The organism is Lacrimispora sp. BS-2, assembly GCF_040207125.1.
GTDB lineage: Bacteria > Bacillota > Clostridia > Lachnospirales > Lachnospiraceae > Lacrimispora.
In genome coordinates this window covers 2,552,380-2,571,587 of the sequence record NZ_CP157940.1, presented here as the reverse complement: position 1 = coordinate 2,571,587, position 19,208 = coordinate 2,552,380, and the positions used below count along the sequence as shown (strand labels likewise).

Below are 19,208 nucleotides of genomic sequence, written 5' to 3'. Positions count from 1 at the left end.
CAGGACCATTACAAAAAGCCCGGTTTTTCGCTGCATTTTCCCCCTTTTCTAAATGGATGAAGTATGGTATGATAGTGTAATATTGGGATTACTGACATGGAGGAAGAGAAATGGAAGAGAATAAAGAAGAAGTGGTTTCTAAAAACTTTATTGAACAGGAGATAGATAAGGATCTTGCAGAAGGTGTTTATGATCACGTGCAGACCAGATTTCCACCTGAGCCTAACGGTTATCTGCATATCGGACATGCAAAATCGATTTTACTTAACTATGGCCTGGCTCAGAAGTATGGTGGAAAGTTCAACCTCCGTTTTGATGATACGAACCCGACAAAAGAGAAGACAGAATTTGTAGAATCCATCATGGAAGATGTGAAGTGGCTGGGAGCTGATTTTGAGGACCGCCTTTTCTTTGCTTCCAATTATTTTCAGGAGATGTATGATTGTGCTGTCCTTTTAATAAAGAAGGGAAAGGCATTTGTCTGTGATTTGACTGCAGAGGAAATCAGGGAATACCGTGGAGATTTTAAGACTCCTGGTAAAGAAAGCCCCTGCCGGAACCGCAGCGTGGAAGAGAACTTAAAGCTGTTTGAAGAGATGAAGGAAGGCAAATATCAGGATGGGGAAAAGGTTCTCCGCGCCAAGATTGATATGGCATCTCCCAACATCAACATGCGTGATCCGGTCATTTACCGTGTGGCCCGCATGACCCACCATAACACCGGCGACCAGTGGTGCATTTATCCCATGTATGATTTTGCCCACCCCATTGAGGACGCCATTGAGCACATCACCCACTCCATCTGTACTTTGGAATTTGAGGATCACAGGCCGCTTTATGACTGGGTGGTTAAGGAGTGTGAATTCGTGGCTCCTCCCCGCCAGATTGAATTTGCAAAGCTGTATCTTACCAATGTGATAACGGGAAAACGCTATATCAAGAAGCTGGTTGAGGATGGGATCGTTGATGGATGGGATGATCCCCGCCTGGTATCCATTGCAGCTTTAAGAAGAAGAGGCTATACGCCGGAGGCCCTGCGCATGTTCGTGGATCTGGTAGGTGTATCAAAAGCTAACAGCTCCGTGGATTATGCCATGCTTGAATACTGTATCCGTGAGGATTTAAAGCTGAAAAGGCCGAGAATGATGGCCATCCTGGATCCCATTAAGCTGGTCATCGACAACTATCCTGAGGATACCGTAGAGTATCTGGATGTTGCAAATAACATGGAAAATCCTGAATTAGGAGAGCGAAAGGTTCCCTTTGGGAAAGAGCTTTACATTGAACGGGAAGATTTTATGGAAGAACCCATTAAAAAATATTTCCGCCTTTTCCCAGGCAATGAAGTCCGCCTGATGAACGCCTATTTTGTAACCTGCACAGGCTGTGAAAAGGATGAAGACGGCAATGTCACTGTAGTTCACTGTACCTATGACCCGGAAACAAAGAGCGGCTCAGGCTTTGAAGGCAGAAAGGTAAAGGGAACGATTCACTGGGTAGCTTCCTCCACCGCAGTACAGGCGGAAGTCCGTCTGTATGAAAACATTGTGGATGAAGAAAAAGGAAAGCTTAATGAAGACGGCAGCTTAAACTTAAATCCAAATTCTTTGACGATCTTAAAGAACTGTTATGTGGAACCAGGCCTTTTAAGTGCAAAAGCTTATGACAGCTTCCAGTTTGTGAGAAACGGATTTTTCTGCGTTGACTGCAAGGACAGCGGGGCGGACCATCTGGTATTTAATCGGATCGTTTCATTAAAGAGTTCATTTAAAATAACAAAATAACCTTTGACAGGCCGAAGGGCCGGTTAAATGAGGAGAATGCTGCATGGCCGGGAGAACAGGGGACGTGTGGCATTTCTTCATATCCGGGAAAGAGGAAAGGGGGAGTTTTTTCCATGGAGTTAATGATACCCTTAAGAAACCAGTCTGGGTCACCTTATTACAGCCAGATTTACAGCTACATCAAAGAGGAAATAAAAAAAGGAAATATAAGGCCGGCCACCCGCCTTCCGTCCACAAGGAGGCTGGCCGAGAATTTAAAGGTCAGCCGCAGTACCACCCAGATGGCCTATGAACAGCTTTTATCGGAAGGATATATTGAGGCTGTTCCCTGTAAGGGGTATTTTGTATGCAGGATCGAGAATCTGGTGCATACCGGGCAGGAGCAAAGGGATAAGATCCCTTCTCTTCTTGGCTCCTCTCCCTTTGGCAGGGAAAATGTCCCGGAGTGGAAGGTGGATTTTTCTCCAAGGGGTATTGATCTTTGTGCATTCCCCTTTAATACATGGAGGAAGATATCGAAAAATACCCTTGTAGATGATAACCGGGAGATGTTCATGCCGGGAGATCCCCAGGGAGAACCGGTTCTCAGGGAGGCCATCCGTTCCTATCTCCATTCCGCCCGCGGGGTAAACTGTCAGGCAGAGCAGATCATCGTAGGTGCCGGAAGTGAATACCTTTTGATGCTGCTGTCCCAGATCCTTGGAACCGACCGGGTAATTGCCATGGAAAACCCTACGTATAAGCAGGCATACCGGGTATTTGACAGCTTAAAATACCAGGTGGTTCCCGTTGCCATGGACCGTTTTGGCATGGATATAGAGCTTTTGGAAAAAAGCGGGGCAGATATCGCCTATGTCATGCCTTCCCACCAGTATCCCACCGGTATCGTTATGCCGGTAAAACGGAGACAGGAGCTTCTTGTTTGGGCTTATGAAAAAGAAGGGCGGTATCTTATTGAGGACGATTATGACAGTGAATTCCGATACAAGGGAAAGCCGATTCCTGCGTTACAGGGAATGGACGGAAGAAACCGGGTGATTTATTACGGAACCTTTTCCAAATCCATTGCCCCGGCCATCCGTGTAAGCTATATGGTCTTGCCAGGCCCACTTTTGGCTGTTTACCGGGACCGGATGAATTTCTATGCTTCCACGGTATCCCGTATTGACCAGAACATCCTTTATCAATTTATGGCAGAGGGACACTACGAACGCCATTTGAACCGGATGAGGGCGGTCTATAAGGCAAAGCATGATACACTGGCGGCAGGGCTTAAACCCTTTGAAAGCCAGTTCTTAATCAGAGGTGAGCATGCCGGGCTCCATCTGCTTTTAACGGACCGTAAGGGACGGGCGGAAAGCCTGCTCATAACCATGGCGGCAAAATCCGGGGTTAAGGTCTATGGCATGTCGGGAGACTTTATCCATGAACAGCCTGGTGCCTATCCTTCCACCATTATCCTTGGGTTTGCAAGCCTTACGGAAGAAGAGATAAGGACAGGACTTGCGCTTCTTTGCCAGGCCTGGTCCGTATATGACGGGAAGGAGGGATTTTGTGTTTGAAAAATGGACGGATCAGGGAAAGAGGGAAAATCTTCACGTCCTCCTTTGGATCGGACTTATTACGGTGCTTTTGCTTCTGCTTAGCGTGGCAGGCAGTATAAGGAATGGGGAAGAACCCAACCAGGATATTACAGAGGCAGAGAAGGTGGAACCAAGGGCCATGGCCATGCCTTTGAATGAGACCTTATCAGATGAGATAATCCTTTCTCCCGGGGATAAGGAGTTCTTAACCCAGCTCACCTGGTTATTTGACCAGGGAGACTTAGAAGGAGCGGCCAGGCTGTTAAACAGTTATGACATCCCCTGGAAGGAGTTTCCCTGCATGTATGATGGAGCGGCCATGAGAGGGAAAATATCCTCCGGCAAAGGCCTGGTATTTGTAAAGGCTTCCACGGTTTTTTACGGGAGTTTTGATTACGGGAAACCGGAGGGAGAATGTGCGGCCCTGCAGATTCTTGAACTGGAGGAGGGGAAACGCTACGATTACTCTTATGGGACATGGGTCAGCGGAAAGATGAACGGAAATGGCGAATGCGGTTATAATTATTATGACGGAGTAACAAAGGATGTCACAAAGCTCAATGCAAAAAGGGCTGTTTTTAAAGATGATCTGATGCAGGGAGAGATTACCTATACCAGCACCAATGCAGAAGGGGAAATTGCTGTCTGGCAGTTTCAGGTTTTTGATGGCGTGATCGTAAAGGATGAAAGATGGATTCAGGGTATGGACAGCTCCGGGGCCGTTATTTACAAGCTGATGGCAAAAGATGATGATGTTCATGCCTATACCTTGGGAGAAAACGCCATGGGAGAGGTCAGGTGGAAAAATCTGATCCTGTTTCCCTATGTTTAAAAAGGAGGCCTTGACGGGTGAATCAGGAAATCTTAGACCGTCTGGGAGTCATTACAGACGAGGAACGGGAAATCATGAATGGACGGACGGAAATTGACCGCAACCGGTATACCGAGGGGCAGGAGCTGGTCATTGACAGCAAAAAGATGCTGGAACACGGGAAAATGATCAGCATCAGGCCTCACACTAGGTTCGTCCATTTTCCCAGGCACAAGCATAATTATATTGAAGTGATCTATATGTGCAAAGGAGAAACAGTCCATTTTATTGATGGGGAAAAGGTGGTTTTAAAGACAGGGGAGCTGCTGTTTTTAAACCAGCATGCCACCCAGGAGATCCTTCCGGCAGGAGAGGAGGATATTGGAATAAACTTTATCATCCTGCCGGAATTTTTTGATACTGCCTTTGAAATGATGGGAGAAGAAGAAAACCTGCTACGGGATTTCCTGGTAGGCTGTCTCTGCTCTGATACCCGTTATGCCAGCTGCCTGCATTTCCAGGTGGCAGATGTGCTGACCGTACAGAATCTGGTAGAAAACATGGTGTGGACCCTTTTAAGCGACCAGCCCAATAAAAAGAGCATCAATCAGATCACCATGGAGCTTTTGTTCCTTCATCTCATGCATCATACGGATAAGATCAGCCATACCCTGGAGAGCTTTGAACAGAAGCTTATATTTCAGGTGCTTACCTATATTGATGAAAATTATAAGGAGGGAGAGCTGACTGAGCTTGCGGCCCTCCTTAATTATAACATTTACTGGCTGAGCCGGGCCATAAAGCGATTGACCGGGCGGACCTATAAGGAACTTTTACAGGTAAAGCGGCTGAATCAGGCTTCTGTTCTTCTTTTAAATACCAGGCTTTCCGTGACTGACATTTCCATAGCCATTGGGTATGATAATACCAGCTATTTTCACAGGATCTTCCGGAATTATTACGGAATGTCACCAAAGGAATACAGGGCGTTAAATTCTTAGGCCCTTTCCTGCCCTGTTTTGATCTCATAGGTCCCGCGAAGGAGATCAGCTTCCACTGCAGTACCGCCTGCAAAGGTGGTGCGCTGCCGCAGCGGATCTCCGTCAATCAATTCATGGGACAGCATTTCACACATGGCGACCTTTTCGTGAAGAGAAGCAACAACTTTGCAGCGGGCTGCCATTTCCTCTTCTGAAAGGCTTTGATGGCCGCCAAAGGAGCCGTCAATGTTCTCGTAAGCCCCGTCCCGGATAAAATACGGCGCGCCGCCGTTTAAAAGGGCGTAAAGCATGAAATCTTCTTTTTCATATTTTTCCATCATCCATGGAATGATCAGGCAGTCATGGTATACCAGGTTAAAGAGAGGTACGGCAATTCCCTGGCGCTCAGCTCCCGGCTCGTGCATCATAAAGGAATAGGGGGCATAGTGGCAGAACACAAGGCTTCTTACAGACCAGTCCGTCACTTCCTCGGAACTTGGAAGGATCCCCTGGGAAAGCAGGTATTCAAAGCAAAGGCTCCGGTAGTCTAAGCATTCCTTCCGGTTGATCCGGTGCCAGGGGTGATCGCATTCGTCAGGCTCGTTGCAGGTGAACACATCTAAATAGGCACAGTCTAATTCCACTCCGTTTTTCTTAACCTCAGTAAAATTCCTTTTAACATAATAGGGAGCCTGGGTGGCGCACAGATAGGTCTGGGGGCCGCCTGCCCAGTTGGCATGCTCCGTAAGGGTTCCATCAGGCTTTTGGGCTGCAAAATTCTGGTCAAAGGTTTTGGCCCTGTGGTAATAGTCCCGGTACTGGTCGTGGATGCCAAAGGAATATCCATATTTGTGCATGGTATCTGCAAGCTCCTTCATCTTTTCCCAGCCTCCTGCTTCTTCACAGGCAGGAAGATAGTCGGGATGCTGGTTGTCATAGCCTGGCTCCGCCCAGCCATCCAGATGGAGATACAGCTTTTTAATGCCCAGATCCCTGTGGAAGTGCCGGATCTCGCCGGTTCTTTTCTCAAAACTGTATACATGGTTGTTTTTGTCCGGGTTTTCCGGGTCAAAGAAGCGGGAATCCGGCATGACCTGGGTTTTGATCCCCTTATGGATGAAGGAAGCGCCAACCAGCTTATGAACAGGTGCCTTGGCAGCTTTTTCTTTCAGGGAACAGAAAGTACCCTGCTCCTTTACGTAGCTTCTGTAATGCTTGCAGATATCATTGTAATCGCAGTCCGACAGAAAGGAATACCGCAGGGTTCTTCGGCTGTTCATTCTGCCAAGGCTTGGAAACCATTTGATGCCGGTGTGGGTATAAGGACCCTTTGCCGGATGCTCCGCATAATAGGCGGCATCCCAGGGCTGTTCACAGATGGCTATGTAACCTTCTTTGTCCTTTACCTGCCCAAACCAGGGCATATATGAGCCCGCTGTGCACATCATGCCGTCAAAGGGCAGCTTTTCAAGAGCCGTTTCCCAGGTATTTGGGATAAGAAGCCCCTGCTGGATGTTCAAAAGAGTATACCAGCGGTCACTTTCTTTTTCAAATTCCATGTACCCCGGCCAGTATATTTCTGAAACCGGGATGCTGCTTTCTGTCAGAGGGATCCATTCAAAATGAACGTCCTCCGTGGCATATTCGATCCATGAAACCGTTTCAAAGGCCAGTTCCAGATCAATGCCGTCTAACAGGAAGCCCTGGTAATGGCTGATGATCCCTTCTCCGACTCCTGTCTTCCATTTATTATGGGTAATGGAAGCTGCATCGTGAAAATAAACGGTCTGTCCGCCGGCCATAAGGCGCGGTTTGTATTCTGCATCCCATTTCCAAAGTGCCATCCCATGCTTTATGGAAAACAGGAGGGAGCTCTCCTCAAAGCTCAAGGTGGTTTGATTGAATATAATATCCTGCATTGTCGATCCTCCACTGAATTGATGGTTCTAATATATCATTTTTTCAGGAAAAAACCTTACGGAATCATCACGGAAGCTTGTCAAATCATCCTATTATTCTCTCTTCTTTTCTTACTTGCGCTTGTGACTTCATTGGAATATTTTTTGACGGATTTAAAATATTCCAGGGGAGACATTCCGGTTGTTTTTTTGAACTGCTTGGAAAAATACTGCAGGGAGCTGTAGGAAAGGAAATACGCGATTTCCGTAAAATTCATGTTGCCATCCCGCATGATCTCCTTGGAACGCTCGATTTTCATAAAATTGAAATAATCGATTGCCCCGCAGTTTTTCTCTTTGTGAAACAGGGAGTGAAGGGTGGAACGGCTTATGCAGAATTCGTCGCAAATGGTTTTTATGGAAAGGTGTTCGCAAATGTGAAACTCCATATACTGAATGATCTGATCCAAATGGCTGGAATTGGAGGAAAGAGCCATGGGCTCGGTTGGAACCGCTTGAATGGGCGTGCTGTCTTCTCCAAAATGATTCCGTTTCACATGGATCAGGAAAATCTGCAGATATAAAAGGATGAGCTGGGCAGCTCCAAAGGGCGGGGAAGGGGCTAACTCCACCTTTTCCACAGAAGGGATGTGAAGCGGGGTGGAAAAAGCCTGTCTTGCCTCTGCAATGATCATGGAAATAAGGTAACGTTCCTCCTGATTTAAGGAACAGGATTTCTCTTCAAAAAATCTCATGCTTTCGCTGGAGCAGCGGAAGGAAATTGCTACCAGATTGGGAGCCTTGTTTCCGGACGCATTTAAGGCGTGGAATTCATTTGGCTTGTGAAAAATCACATCCCCAGCCTTTAAATGGTAGATAGACTGGTTTGCCTGTACGGTGATCTCGCCCTTGTCCACGTAAAGGAACTCCCAGAAATCGTGGGATTCCCCTGAAAATACAAAATCCTTCATGTATTCAAAATAGTGGACGGTTATGATCTCATGGATTTCAAATTCTATGGTTAGCGCTGTGCTGCAGTATGCCATTTGAAATACCTCCTTTGGCATTTATGGTAGCATGAAATGCTGCTGCTGGCAAGATTGGTTAATTTGATAACAAGACAGGACAATCCTGTAATTCAAAACTATAGTATGAGTGTATAATAGAGAAAAATATTTATCCGGCCAATGGGGGCATTCATCGATTCGTATGGATGCCTCTTTTTGTATTTTTAGAAGGATTCTGTTGAAAATACCGTAATGATGGGATACTTTCTGATTTAATTTGTGCATAATAACGAAAAAAATAAGGAATTTGGCAATGAGTCTGGATAATAGTATAAGCATATCCTCCTGGTTCATTATATAATGAAGACAGAATCAATAGATAACGAGCGCAGGAGAGCAAAGAGGAGCCTGCTCATCGGCGCGAAGGCTGAATGCCGGTCATGAACCGTATGTTCATGATATAGGAAGGGGAAGATAACATGAAAAGGATTACAGTTGCCCTTGCGGGCTTGGGAAGCAGAGGAAAGGATACCTATGCACCGGTTGCTAAGCTGCTTCCTGAAAAAATGGAGATCACTGCCATAGCGGATATTGATGAGGCAAAGGTGGAAGAGGTTTCCAGAGAATACGGGGTTCCAAAGGAACGGTGCTATTCCAGTGCAGAGGAGATGTTAAAACAGGAAAGGCTTGCTGATGTGATGTTTATCTCCACACAGGACAGACAACATGTGGGCCATGCCATCCCGGCTCTTGAAAAGGGGTATGATCTTTTGCTGGAAAAGCCTGTTTCACCGGATTTAGACGAATGCAGGGAGCTTTTAAAAACTGCCAGTGAGAGAGGGCGGAAGGTGGTAGTCTGCCATGTTCTGCGCTATACGCCTTTTTACACAAAGGTAAAAGAGCTTATTGATTCCGGTGTGATCGGGGATGTGGTCACTGTTATGGGCATTGAAAATGTAGGCTACTGGCATCAGGCCCATAGCTTTGTCAGGGGAAACTGGAGAAATTCAGAGGAAACCAGCCCCATGATTCTTCAAAAATGCTGTCATGATATGGACCTTTTATTGTGGCTGACAGGAAAGGCCTGTAAGTCCGTCACCTCCTTTGGAAGCACCTATTTATTCAAGGAGGAAAAAGCGCCGGAGGGTGCGGCAAAACGCTGTCTGGATGGATGCGCTGCCAAGGCAGAATGTCCCTTTGATGCGGAAAAGATTTACATAACCAATGAAAAGACCGGCATCGCCCATGGCAAATCTGACTGGCCATGCAACGTGCTGACTCTTCACCCTACGGAAGAATCGGTTATGGAAGCCATAAAGACCGGACCTTATGGAAGATGTGTGTACCATTGCGACAACAATGTGGTGGATCATCAGGTAGTAAATCTGGATATGACAGACGGCTCTACCATCAGCTTTACCATGACAGGCTGCACGGAACAAAATTCCCGGTTCGCCAGATTTATGGGAACAAAGGGAGAAATTGAGGCCAACCTTCATTCCAATCTCATATTCGTAATGCCTTTTGGAAAAGAAAAGGAAACCATAGACGTTTCCAAATTATCCGATGACTTTTCCGGCCATGCCGGCGGCGACAACCGGATGGTGGAGCAGTTTCTTGATATGGTCAGGGAAGGAACCGAACCGAGCCGTTCCATGACCACATTGGAAAAATCAATGGAAAGCCATTATATTGCCCTGGCGGCGGAACAGTCCAGACTTTCGGGAGGAAAACTGATTCATTTAGAGGATATTCGTTAAATGAAAGGTTGAAAGAAATATACCTTTTAAAATATCAATAAAAAAGGAGAGAGCAATTTATGAAGAAAACGAGAGGATTCAAAGTGCTGGCAATGGGAATGGCATTTGCCATGGCGGCAATGAGCCTTACCGCATGTGGAGGCGGAGGCAGTGCTTCCAAGGGAGGTGCTACCACCTTAAGCTTTGGAATTTGGGATGAAAAGCAGCGTCCGGTCATGGAATCCATGATTCAGGCATACGAGAAAACCCATGAAAATGTAAAGATTAATATCCAGCTTACACCTTATAAGGGAGGAGAATACTGGACCAAGCTGGAGGCTGCGGCAACAGGTGGAACAGCGCCGGATGTATTCTGGCTCAATGTACTCCATGCAGAGGATTATTATGACGGAGGAATCCTCCTTGATTTAAATGATTATTTGAAAAAATCAGACCTGGATTTAGAAAAGAATTTCCCGGAAGCACTTGTAAAGTCATATAACTTTGAGAATAAGCAGATCGCCATACCAAAGGATTTTGATACCAATGCCCTGTGGTATAACAAGGAAATCTTTGATAAGGCAGGAGTGGCATATCCTACCGATGACTGGACCTATGATGACCTTGCAGCGGCCTGTAAGGACTTAAAGGCTGCTGGACTTGACGAAGGAGTGTATCCCTTTGCCTGCCCCATTGACTTCCAGACCTGGTATTACCCCACCGTATATGCCAATGGAGGCTGGATTTTAAATGCTGACAAAACTGAGACCGGTTATACAGATCCCAAGACCCAGGGAGGAATCCAGTGCTGGATTGATCTGCTTGAGGAAGGCTATTCGCCGACAGCAGCCGCATTATCAGAAACTCTTCCTGATGCCATGTTTGGGGGCGGCTCTCTGGCTATGGTTCTGGCAGGTTCCTATATGACGCCGGAGTATACTTCCAATGATGCCATTAACACCAAGATCAACCTGGTAGAATTCCCGGAATTTAACGGGAAAGAGCCAAATGTCATCAACGGACTTGGCTATGCGGTGTTTGCAGGAAGTAAAAATAAGGATGCAGCAGCAGATTTTGCATTGTGGCTGGGAAGTGAAGAGGCTATGAAGATCCAGGGCGAAAGCGGCGTGGTCATTTCCGCACGGAATGATGCCCAGAAGTATTTTGCCGATTCCAACAAGGATTTAAACCTGGCTGCTTACACCAATCATTCCAGTGAAGCAAATCCCCTTCCTGTGTGCAAATCCGTGGCAGAGATCTATGATGTGGAATTAGAGGCATTAAAGGCAGCCTATTCCGGCGAGAAGCCTTTGGCAGATGTATGCGAACAGCTTAAGACGGATGCAGATGCGATTCTGGCAAAAAATAAGAAGTAGGTGTATGAAATGCAGGGTACGACAAAAAAGAAAATAGCAAAGCGGCAATGGAAAGAATGGGGAGAGGGGTATTTATTTATAACACCTCTGTTGCTTGGAATCTTCATATTTTACATTTTCCCCTTCATTCAGAATTTCTGGTTCAGCTTTAATGAAGTGAATAAATTCAATGTAGCCACCTTTTATGGTCTTAACAACTATATAGAAATGTTTAAAGATAAAGAACTGTGGAGGGCTCTTGGCAATACACTTCTCTACGTGGGGATCACCGTTCCTTTAGGCCTTGCCTTATCCCTGTTTGTAGCGGCCCTGCTCAATACTAAAATCAGGGGAACTTCCTTTTACCGGACCATTTATTTTCTGCCTTCTGTAACCATGTCGGCTGCAGTGGCAATGGTTTGGAGATGGATTTATAATGAGCAGTACGGCCTTTTAAATGCGGCTGTAAAGGCCCTTGGTCTTTCTCCTCACGGCTGGATCACGGACCCAAAAACAGCCCTGTTCATGGTTATGATCGTTGGGATCTGGGGAACCGTAGGCTATAACATGATCATTCTTTTAGCCGGTATGCAGGGGATATCAAGGTCCTATTATGAAGCGGCGGCTGTGGATGGCGCAAGCGGTATCCGCCAGTTTTTCAAGATCACGGTTCCAATGCTGTCCCCGACCATATTTTTCGTTTTGATCACTTCTGTCATCAGCGGATTTCAGGTGTTTGACACCATTTACATGATGGTTGGTAAGGCAAATACGGCTTATCGGAGTACCCAGACCCTGGTCATGATATTCTACCGCAATGCGTTTGATTATGGCCACAAAGGTTATGCAGCAGCCATATCCATTTTAATCTTTTCTATTATCATGCTGGTAACGGTGATTCAGATGATAGGACAGAGAAAATGGGTCAATTACGACTAAAGGGGGTGCAGGATGAAAAGAACAAGCAGTTATAAAAAGCTATTGACCCACCTGATTCTGATTGCAGGAATCGGTATAACCGCGCTTCCGTTTCTTTGGATGCTGTGCACCTCATTTAAAACAAAGGGAGAGTCCATGGCAATCCCGCCCACGATTCTGCCTGAACGGTTTGTTACAGAGGCCTATTATAATGTTCTGACCGCACTTCCCTTTGGAAGAATATATATGAACACCATATTTTCCACGGTCATAACGGTTGCAGGGCAGGTAATGATCTGCACCCTGGCTGCTTATTCCTTTGCCAGGATTAGGTTTCCGGGAAGAGATATCTTGTTTTTGGTGGTGCTTTCCGTTCTGATGGTTCCGGGACAGATCTTTCTGGTGCCCCAGTATCTTATCATACAAAAGGTGGGGCTTTTAGATACCATGCCGGCCCTTTTTCTGCCCAACTTATTCAGCGCCTTCGGTACCTTTATGATGAGGCAGTTTTTCTTATCTCTTCCTGATGAGCTGGAGGAAGCGGCTATACTTGACGGGTGCGGCAGATTCCAGATTTTAATTAAGATCATGATGCCTCTGGTGAAATCAGGGGTCGTGGCCCTTGTGATTTTCACGGCAAAGTTTGCCTGGAATGATTTTATGTGGCCTTTGATCGTCAATACCAGCACAACAAAAATGACCCTGGCTCCCGCTCTTTCCACCCTGCAGGGGCAGCATCTTAATGATTATCCGGCACAGATGGCAGGCGCTGTTCTGGCTGTCATTCCAATGATTGTTTTGTTTTTTGTTTTCCAGAAACAATTTATAGAAGGAGTGGCCCACACGGGAGTAAAAGGGTAAAGAACCGGTATCGAAAGGTTTTATAGAATGTGAAAAGAGTTATTTGAGACAGGGAAAGGAAAGCGGATATTATCTGCTTTCCTTTTCTTTTGATTAAGCCATGAAAGGACCTTTAAAACCAGAAGGTTTCTATAAAAGTTCTCCCCGAAGATTTTTCAACAATGGTAACCATAAAGTAATAAACAAAAGGAATTTTGCATATACTTGGTAATATATGGTTGATAAAATATTTCTGTAAAGGAGAGAACCAGTATGCCAAGAGGAGTAAGAAAGACACCACTTGAAAAACTTCAGCAAGAATTAAAAGAGGTCCAGGAAACAATTCAGCAATATAAGAACAATCTGGTAACTTTGGGTGAAAAAGAGAAAGAGATTCAGGAGAAGATTAAGCTGGAACAATTTAAGGAAGTATCAACAATATTGGACGAGCATGAAATGTCAATTATGGATTTAAAGGAGTTGCTTGTTTCATCAAAGGCAGAATAACATGCTTGGATGACTGGAGAGGATATGCAAATAAGGACGCAGTTTTAATTAAAATACGACATAGTATCGAAGAATGTCACAAACACACATATTTACGGCATTTTTCAACAATACTACAATTAAAAGTTGTCATTATTAATCGTTTTGTGTCGGCCAAAGCCGAGACGATTTGGGGTAAAATAAGGAGGGGCCATTATGCCTAGAGGTGTACGTAAATCATCGCTTGAAAAACTACGGGAAGAACAAAAAAATATTCAAGATGCCATAGAGCAATATAAGACTTCTATTAAGACTCAGGAAGAAAGAGTGAAACAAATACAAGAAGAAATTAAATTGGAAGAATTCAAGGAAATATCAGCTATTCTCGAAAAGAGAAACATGTCGATATCAGAATTAAAAGATATACTTACCAATAAAGAATAGTCTATATGCCGAATATCCTCATTGGGTGTTTGGCATATTTTTTTGTGTGGGGGAGGGATATAGGTATAAACTTAAAAACTTCCTGGCTTAAAGAGTCGGATTTGAAGATTTTAGAGAGTGGAAGGTCAACGATGGTGATTACTGGTAAATTTGAATACGGTGGCATGATTTGGGGTGAAAATATGTGAGCCAGAACTGCTGCCATAGGTGGAGAGGCTTGGGGGGTAAAGTAGTATATTTATTTGACAATGGTATCCAAAAGGAAGTACTATTAGTTTGGAAAAGTATTTTTGAGATACCATTGTCATTGTAATACCATTTAATATATTTGGTAGTGGAAAGTGACTTAAGGAGTTTGAATCGGTTTTCAACCGGACTTGGCAGAGAAGGAAATAAAAGAACTGGTCATCAGGAGGAAAAAAGGATGGTACAGGTTTTTCGGGGATAAGATCCCAGAAACTTAAGGTGATTTGAATAGTAAAAACCATGCGCTGCCATATATTAATAGAGAGGTTGCTTATGAATTATGAAAAAAGTATGATAAGGAAAAAAGAATGGCTGTTCTTTGTACCCTTTTTTGCATTTTGCTCATTGCTGCAGTTATCCTTGGAATTTATAAATTAATAAAAAAAGATTATACACTGGAAAAAATATGGCTTTTTTCTGGAATTTTTATATTGCTGCAATTTGCAGGTGTATATCAATTTGAGTTATTATTGAAATATTATAATATAGCTTTAAATAATGTAGTGTTTCATGATATTATGGTCAGCCATGTGTTTTCTATCCTATATGTAATTTTTTTAGTGTATTATGCAATAAAAAGTAAGAATGACAAAACAAAAAATGGTTTAACCAAGGTTGATATAATGATTTTATTCCTGTTGTTATTGCCCACTGTTTTACGAAGTATAAATCTATATATCTTTAGAGATGTTATTGAGGGGGTGAGAAGTAAAGAGCTGACCATAATAACCCGGACCATTTTCACGGAAGATATGCAATATTCCGAAAAGGCGGATATAGCTGAAAAGATTATGGATCAATTAATGTTGAGGAACACTTATATCGATCTTTTTTTTCCAATCTTAATATATGGAACCATATGTGTTGGTGGAATTGCTTTATTCAGGGAGAAAATTACCTGTCAAAAATATCTTGCACTGGGAGGAACTTTTATTATTGTACAATATTTAGGAATAATATATTTTGATAAGATGCTAAACTGCTTCAATAGTTCCTTTTATACAGCTAATATCAACAAATTGTACCATATAGTACTGAATTATTCCTATCCTTTGTTTTATATAATGCCTTTGGTGCTGTATTCTTTAAAGAAGATATATTCCCGCCTGGCATTACCCAAATAAGGACATAATTTTAATTAAAATACGGCATAGTATTGAAGAATGTCACAAGCCCATGTATTTACGGCGTGTTTCAACAATAGGAAGATTAAAAGTTGTCGTTGATCCAGCAAATAAAGCACCGGCATATAGGTGAAAATAAAGAAGCTGTCAAAAGGGACGTTGTTCCGTAGATTACTCACTTGCTTATGTAATGGTTTTATATATATATTATGGATTACTGTTTGATTCTTAATCTTTTATTGAGTTTTCAGTAATTTGGTGTTTTAATGTTGATTTGGTAAAAATCGTCTGTTATATTAAACACGTAACCATAAGTATGGGGATCTGCTGGCTCCCTTTTCTTATATTTGGGGATAAATATGAATTCACTGTTTATATCTGGAATAAAAATTAGCTGGGATAAAATTTCTCCAGATTCTTATTTGAAAACAATACCTTTTTTAAGGAATCTGAGTCAAATCAATTTACATAAATCAATTACTTTGTTTACTGGAGAAAATGGTTCGGGTAAATCTACTTTACTCGAAGCGATTGCTGTTGCCTATGGACTAAATCCTGAAGGGGGAAGTAGAAATTTTAATTTTTCTACTCAAAATACGCATTCTGATTTACATCATGCTATTACTTTATACAAAGGGCCTAGAAAGGTGTGTGATGCCTTTTTTTTGCGTGCTGAAAGTTTTTATAATGTCGCAAGTAAAGCAGACGAATATAGTATGGGCGAAGATTCTTATTACAATTCTTATGGTGGCAGCTCTCTTCATGATCAATCGCACGGAGAGAGTTTTCTTAATGTGATATTAGAGAGATTTTACCCAAACTCCTTATACATATTGGACGAACCAGAAGCCGCATTGTCTCCACAACGTCAATTAACGGTCCTTGAACAAATATATCATTTATCCCAAAAGGGTACTCAATTTATTATTGCCACACATTCTCCAATTTTATTAGGAATACCCAGTGCTGAAATTTTGTCTTTTAATGGTAGTACAATCGAACCAATAGATTATTATTCAACGGAGAGTTATCAAATAACAAGTCTTTTTGTGAATCATAGAGATTCCCTACTGAAAAGATTGCTATGAAATTTGACTTTAGTTTTATAAAAGTCATTATTTAAGGGCTGTCGATAACTGTATATCCCACGGAGAACTCAATGCATTAATCAATGGTAACAAATGGCAGAGCATAGGCGGCAGCTTGAAACGGTTCGGGAGGAGTTGCGACGGTCGCAACAGGCCAGAAGGGAAAGAAGTGCTAAATCGGGGGGACAGATTAATACCCCTTCCGTTCGTACCATGGGCTGAGCCGGCAACAATTTTATGGTTAGTGAAAGAGTGCAGGGTGTGTTGACCTCATTCTTTGATAGAATGGGGGTGGTGCTAATGAAGTTCGACTTTAAAGATCTTATGACCTTTGGTCTTTTCCTTCTGGCATTACTTACGTTCGTTTTTACGTTTAGTAAGTAACAATACATAAGAAAAACCACCCTGATACTTGACCGGTACGGGTGGATTCTCTATCCTAATTCGGGTCAACCCCTTGTGGGCGGTTGTTCCTTTTGTAATTCTAATATAGCATATCTGGTAGCAAGATTCAAGAAATATATGAATTAAGTTACGTATTAAGTATTAAATTACATATAGATAATTTCTTGAGTCAGATTCTTATTCAGATTGTTCTGATTCCATGCACATATCAATAGCCATTCCTTCACTGCCATTCATTACTCGTTGTAAGTGGGGAATTAAAAAATGGATTCGTCTTCTTCACCTTACAATGATAAACAGATATACGCATATCATGGAAGAGAAGCGAAAAAATGAAATTCAGAAGATACAGGAGTTCATAAAAATTGCGTAGTATGAGGGGGCCATTAAAGACGATGGTCCTTCTTTATTTTCATATCATTTGGTGTAAAATTGGCGTCAATCAACAAATTAAGAGCAGGTAGTGGGTGGCAAAATGTAGTAAACATAGGTGTTGCATTGCCTATAATGCAAATAAGGACGTTGTTTTAAATAAACAGCGTCCTTATTTTTTTGAACAAATCCATTATTATAGAAGAAGAAATACCCTTCGGGTATACCTTTATGCCCAACGGGCGTGGGCAAAGAAGAAAACAATGGGAGAGTGGTTTACATGGAGAGGTATTATCTTGCCGTAGATATCGGCGCATCCAGCGGCCGCCATATTCTTGGAAACGTAAGGGAAGGAAAGCTGGTCCTTCAGGAAATTTACCGGTTTAACAATGGTATGAAACGGAAGGATGGTCATTTGTGCTGGGATGTGGAGTCCTTATTTTCCGAAATCAAAGAGGGCATGAAGCAGTGCAGGAAGCTGGGGAAGATCCCGGCAGCCATGGGGATCGATACCTGGGCTGTGGATTTTGTCCTTTTGGACGGAGAGAACCGGATGCTGGGAAACGCGGCAGGATACCGGGCTGGCAGAACAAAGGGAATGGATGAAAAATTATATGAGATCATTTCTTTAAAAGATTTATATGGAAGAACCGGTATCCAGAAGCAGATCTTTAACACCATTTACCAGCTCATGGCTGTCAGGGAAGAAACTCCGGAATATCTGGAAAAAGGGGAATCCTTCCTTATGATACCCGATTATTTCCACTATTTGCTGACAGGGGTGAAAAAGCAGGAATATACAAATGCAACGACCACCCAATTGGTCAATGGGGAAACCGGAGCCTGGGATTATGAACTGATCCGGAAGCTGGGCCTGTCTGAAGGGCTGTTTGGGGAGTTGTCCATGCCGGGAACAACGGTGGGACCATTGACAAAGGCTACCCAGGAGGAAGTAGGGTTTTCCTGCCAGGTGGTCCTTCCGGCAACCCATGATACTGGTTCTGCCGTTATGGCGGTTCCCCTGGTTCCAGACGGAGAGGACTCCATGGGCGATCTTCTTTACATCAGTTCAGGAACCTGGTCCCTGATGGGAACAGAGCTTCCTAAGGCAGATTGCTCCGTTAAAAGCATGGAAGCAAATTTCACCAATGAGGGCGGCTATGATTACCATTTCCGGTATTTAAAAAATATCATGGGCCTTTGGATGATCCAGTCTGTGAAAAAGGAGCTGGAAGAAAAGGGAGAGGCGTACTCCTTTGCACAGCTTTGCCGGATGGCTTCTGAAGAAGGGATTCCCTCCATTGTGGACTGCAATGACCCCGTATTCCTGGCTCCGGAGAGCATGATCCGGGAGGTCCAGGATTTCTGCGGGAGGTCTGGTATGGAAGTACCAAAGACTCCGGGACAGATTTCGGCAGTCATATACAACAGCCTTGCAGACTGTTACGGTAATACGGTGAAGGAGCTGGAATCCATCACTGGAAAAACCTATCCGGACATCCATGTGGTAGGAGGAGGCTCAAATGCAGAGTACTTAAACCAACTGACGGCAGACCGCACAGGCCGGACCGTTTATGCCGGACCGGGAGAAGCCACTGCTATTGGAAATCTTTTGGCTCAGATGCTGGCTGCCGGAGAATTTGAAGGCTTAAAACAGGCAAGGGAAGCAGTATACCGGTCCTTTGATATAAAGAAGTATAAGCCAGGCAATAAGCTGTCATGAAATGGAGGAGATACCCTTCGGGTATCCCTTTATGTCCAAAAAGCATGGATAAAATGGAGGAAATCGCATGATAAGAAAATCTTTTAAAATGTATTTAAATGAAGGAATGGCCCAGGAATACGAGAAAAGGCACAATCTGCTCTGGCCGGAAATGAAGGAAATGATCAGCCAGCACGGGGGACATAATTACTCTATTTTCTTAGACCAGGAAACCAATGTCCTTTACGGATACATTGAAATCCAGGATGAAGAGAAATGGGCAAAATCGGCAGACACGCCAATCAACCGGAAATGGTGGGATTACATGGCTGACATCATGAAAACCAACCCGGACAACAGTCCGGTTTCCGTTGGCTTAAAGCCAGTATTTCATTTGGACTGAAACAGATCATAAGAAAGGGAGAA

The 19,208-nt window shown here is 43.7% G+C and carries 16 protein-coding genes; 14 read left to right on the top strand and 2 right to left on the bottom strand.

What is annotated here, in order from left to right:
- Positions 1 to 110: 110 nt before the first annotated feature.
- The 4 genes from ABFV83_RS12160 (at position 111) to ABFV83_RS12145 (ending at position 5,179) form a co-directional block, all read left to right on the top strand.
- Positions 111 to 1,784 carry a glutamine--tRNA ligase/YqeY domain fusion protein gene (locus ABFV83_RS12160; RefSeq protein WP_349944143.1) on the top strand — a complete coding sequence of 558 codons (1,674 nt, stop codon included), beginning with the start codon at positions 111 to 113 and terminating at the stop codon, positions 1,782 to 1,784.
- Between the two features lie 113 nt (positions 1,785 to 1,897).
- A complete protein-coding gene (locus ABFV83_RS12155) occupies positions 1,898 to 3,346 on the top strand; it encodes a PLP-dependent aminotransferase family protein (RefSeq protein WP_349944141.1) in 1,449 nt (482 codons plus the stop codon).
- A complete protein-coding gene (locus tag ABFV83_RS12150) occupies positions 3,339 to 4,199 on the top strand; it encodes a hypothetical protein (RefSeq protein WP_349944140.1) in 861 nt (286 codons plus the stop codon). Before ABFV83_RS12155 ends, ABFV83_RS12150 begins: the two co-directional genes overlap by 8 nt.
- A gap of 17 nt (positions 4,200 to 4,216) precedes the next feature.
- Positions 4,217 to 5,179, top strand: a complete 963-nt coding sequence (locus ABFV83_RS12145; protein ID WP_349944138.1) for an AraC family transcriptional regulator — start codon at positions 4,217 to 4,219, stop codon at positions 5,177 to 5,179.
- Here the strand turns inward: ABFV83_RS12145 and ABFV83_RS12140 are convergent.
- Positions 5,176 to 7,077 carry a DUF5696 domain-containing protein gene (locus tag ABFV83_RS12140; RefSeq protein WP_349944137.1) on the bottom strand — a complete coding sequence of 634 codons (1,902 nt, stop codon included), beginning with the start codon at positions 7,075 to 7,077 and terminating at the stop codon, positions 5,176 to 5,178. The genes ABFV83_RS12145 and ABFV83_RS12140 overlap by 4 nt on opposite strands.
- 80 nt (positions 7,078 to 7,157) lie before the next feature.
- On the bottom strand, positions 7,158 to 8,102 hold the full coding sequence (locus tag ABFV83_RS12135) for an AraC family transcriptional regulator (RefSeq protein ID WP_349944135.1): 945 nt from the start codon (positions 8,100 to 8,102) through the stop codon (positions 7,158 to 7,160).
- Between the two features lie 440 nt (positions 8,103 to 8,542).
- Here ABFV83_RS12135 and ABFV83_RS12130 point away from each other — a divergent pair, with 440 nt between their 5' ends.
- The 10 genes from ABFV83_RS12130 to rhaM all read left to right on the top strand — a co-directional run bounded on the left by ABFV83_RS12130 (position 8,543) and on the right by rhaM (position 19,185).
- Positions 8,543 to 9,823, top strand: coding sequence for a Gfo/Idh/MocA family oxidoreductase (locus ABFV83_RS12130; protein ID WP_349944133.1), 1,281 nt, complete (start codon positions 8,543 to 8,545; stop codon positions 9,821 to 9,823).
- A 59-nt stretch (positions 9,824 to 9,882) separates the two neighbouring features.
- Entirely contained in the window at positions 9,883 to 11,178 is a 1,296-nt protein-coding gene (locus tag ABFV83_RS12125; RefSeq protein ID WP_349944132.1) for a sugar ABC transporter substrate-binding protein, read from the top strand.
- Between the two features lie 9 nt (positions 11,179 to 11,187).
- Positions 11,188 to 12,096, top strand: a complete 909-nt coding sequence (locus tag ABFV83_RS12120) for a sugar ABC transporter permease (protein ID WP_349944130.1) — start codon at positions 11,188 to 11,190, stop codon at positions 12,094 to 12,096.
- A 12-nt stretch (positions 12,097 to 12,108) separates the two neighbouring features.
- On the top strand, positions 12,109 to 12,936 hold the full coding sequence (locus ABFV83_RS12115) for a carbohydrate ABC transporter permease (RefSeq protein WP_349944128.1): 828 nt from the start codon (positions 12,109 to 12,111) through the stop codon (positions 12,934 to 12,936).
- 252 nt (positions 12,937 to 13,188) lie between these two features.
- Positions 13,189 to 13,422 carry a hypothetical protein gene (locus ABFV83_RS12110; protein ID WP_349944127.1) on the top strand — a complete coding sequence of 78 codons (234 nt, stop codon included), beginning with the start codon at positions 13,189 to 13,191 and terminating at the stop codon, positions 13,420 to 13,422.
- Between the two features lie 195 nt (positions 13,423 to 13,617).
- Positions 13,618 to 13,845, top strand: a complete 228-nt coding sequence (locus ABFV83_RS12105; protein ID WP_349944126.1) for a hypothetical protein — start codon at positions 13,618 to 13,620, stop codon at positions 13,843 to 13,845.
- Positions 13,846 to 14,399: 554 nt separating this feature from the next.
- Positions 14,400 to 15,215: a hypothetical protein gene (locus ABFV83_RS12100; RefSeq protein WP_349944124.1), complete on the top strand. Its 816-nt coding sequence runs from the start codon at positions 14,400 to 14,402 to the stop codon at positions 15,213 to 15,215.
- A 359-nt stretch (positions 15,216 to 15,574) separates the two neighbouring features.
- The gene (locus tag ABFV83_RS12095; protein WP_349944123.1) at positions 15,575 to 16,303 is read left to right on the top strand and encodes an AAA family ATPase; all 729 of its coding nucleotides are present in this window, start codon (positions 15,575 to 15,577) and stop codon (positions 16,301 to 16,303) included.
- A 1,057-nt stretch (positions 16,304 to 17,360) separates the two neighbouring features.
- Positions 17,361 to 18,803 (top strand): rhamnulokinase family protein, encoded by a 1,443-nt coding sequence (locus ABFV83_RS12090; protein ID WP_349944122.1) that lies wholly within the window; start codon positions 17,361 to 17,363, stop codon positions 18,801 to 18,803.
- Between the two features lie 67 nt (positions 18,804 to 18,870).
- Positions 18,871 to 19,185 (top strand): L-rhamnose mutarotase, encoded by a 315-nt coding sequence (gene rhaM, locus ABFV83_RS12085; protein ID WP_349944120.1) that lies wholly within the window; start codon positions 18,871 to 18,873, stop codon positions 19,183 to 19,185.
- The last annotated feature ends 23 nt before the right edge of the window (positions 19,186 to 19,208 follow it).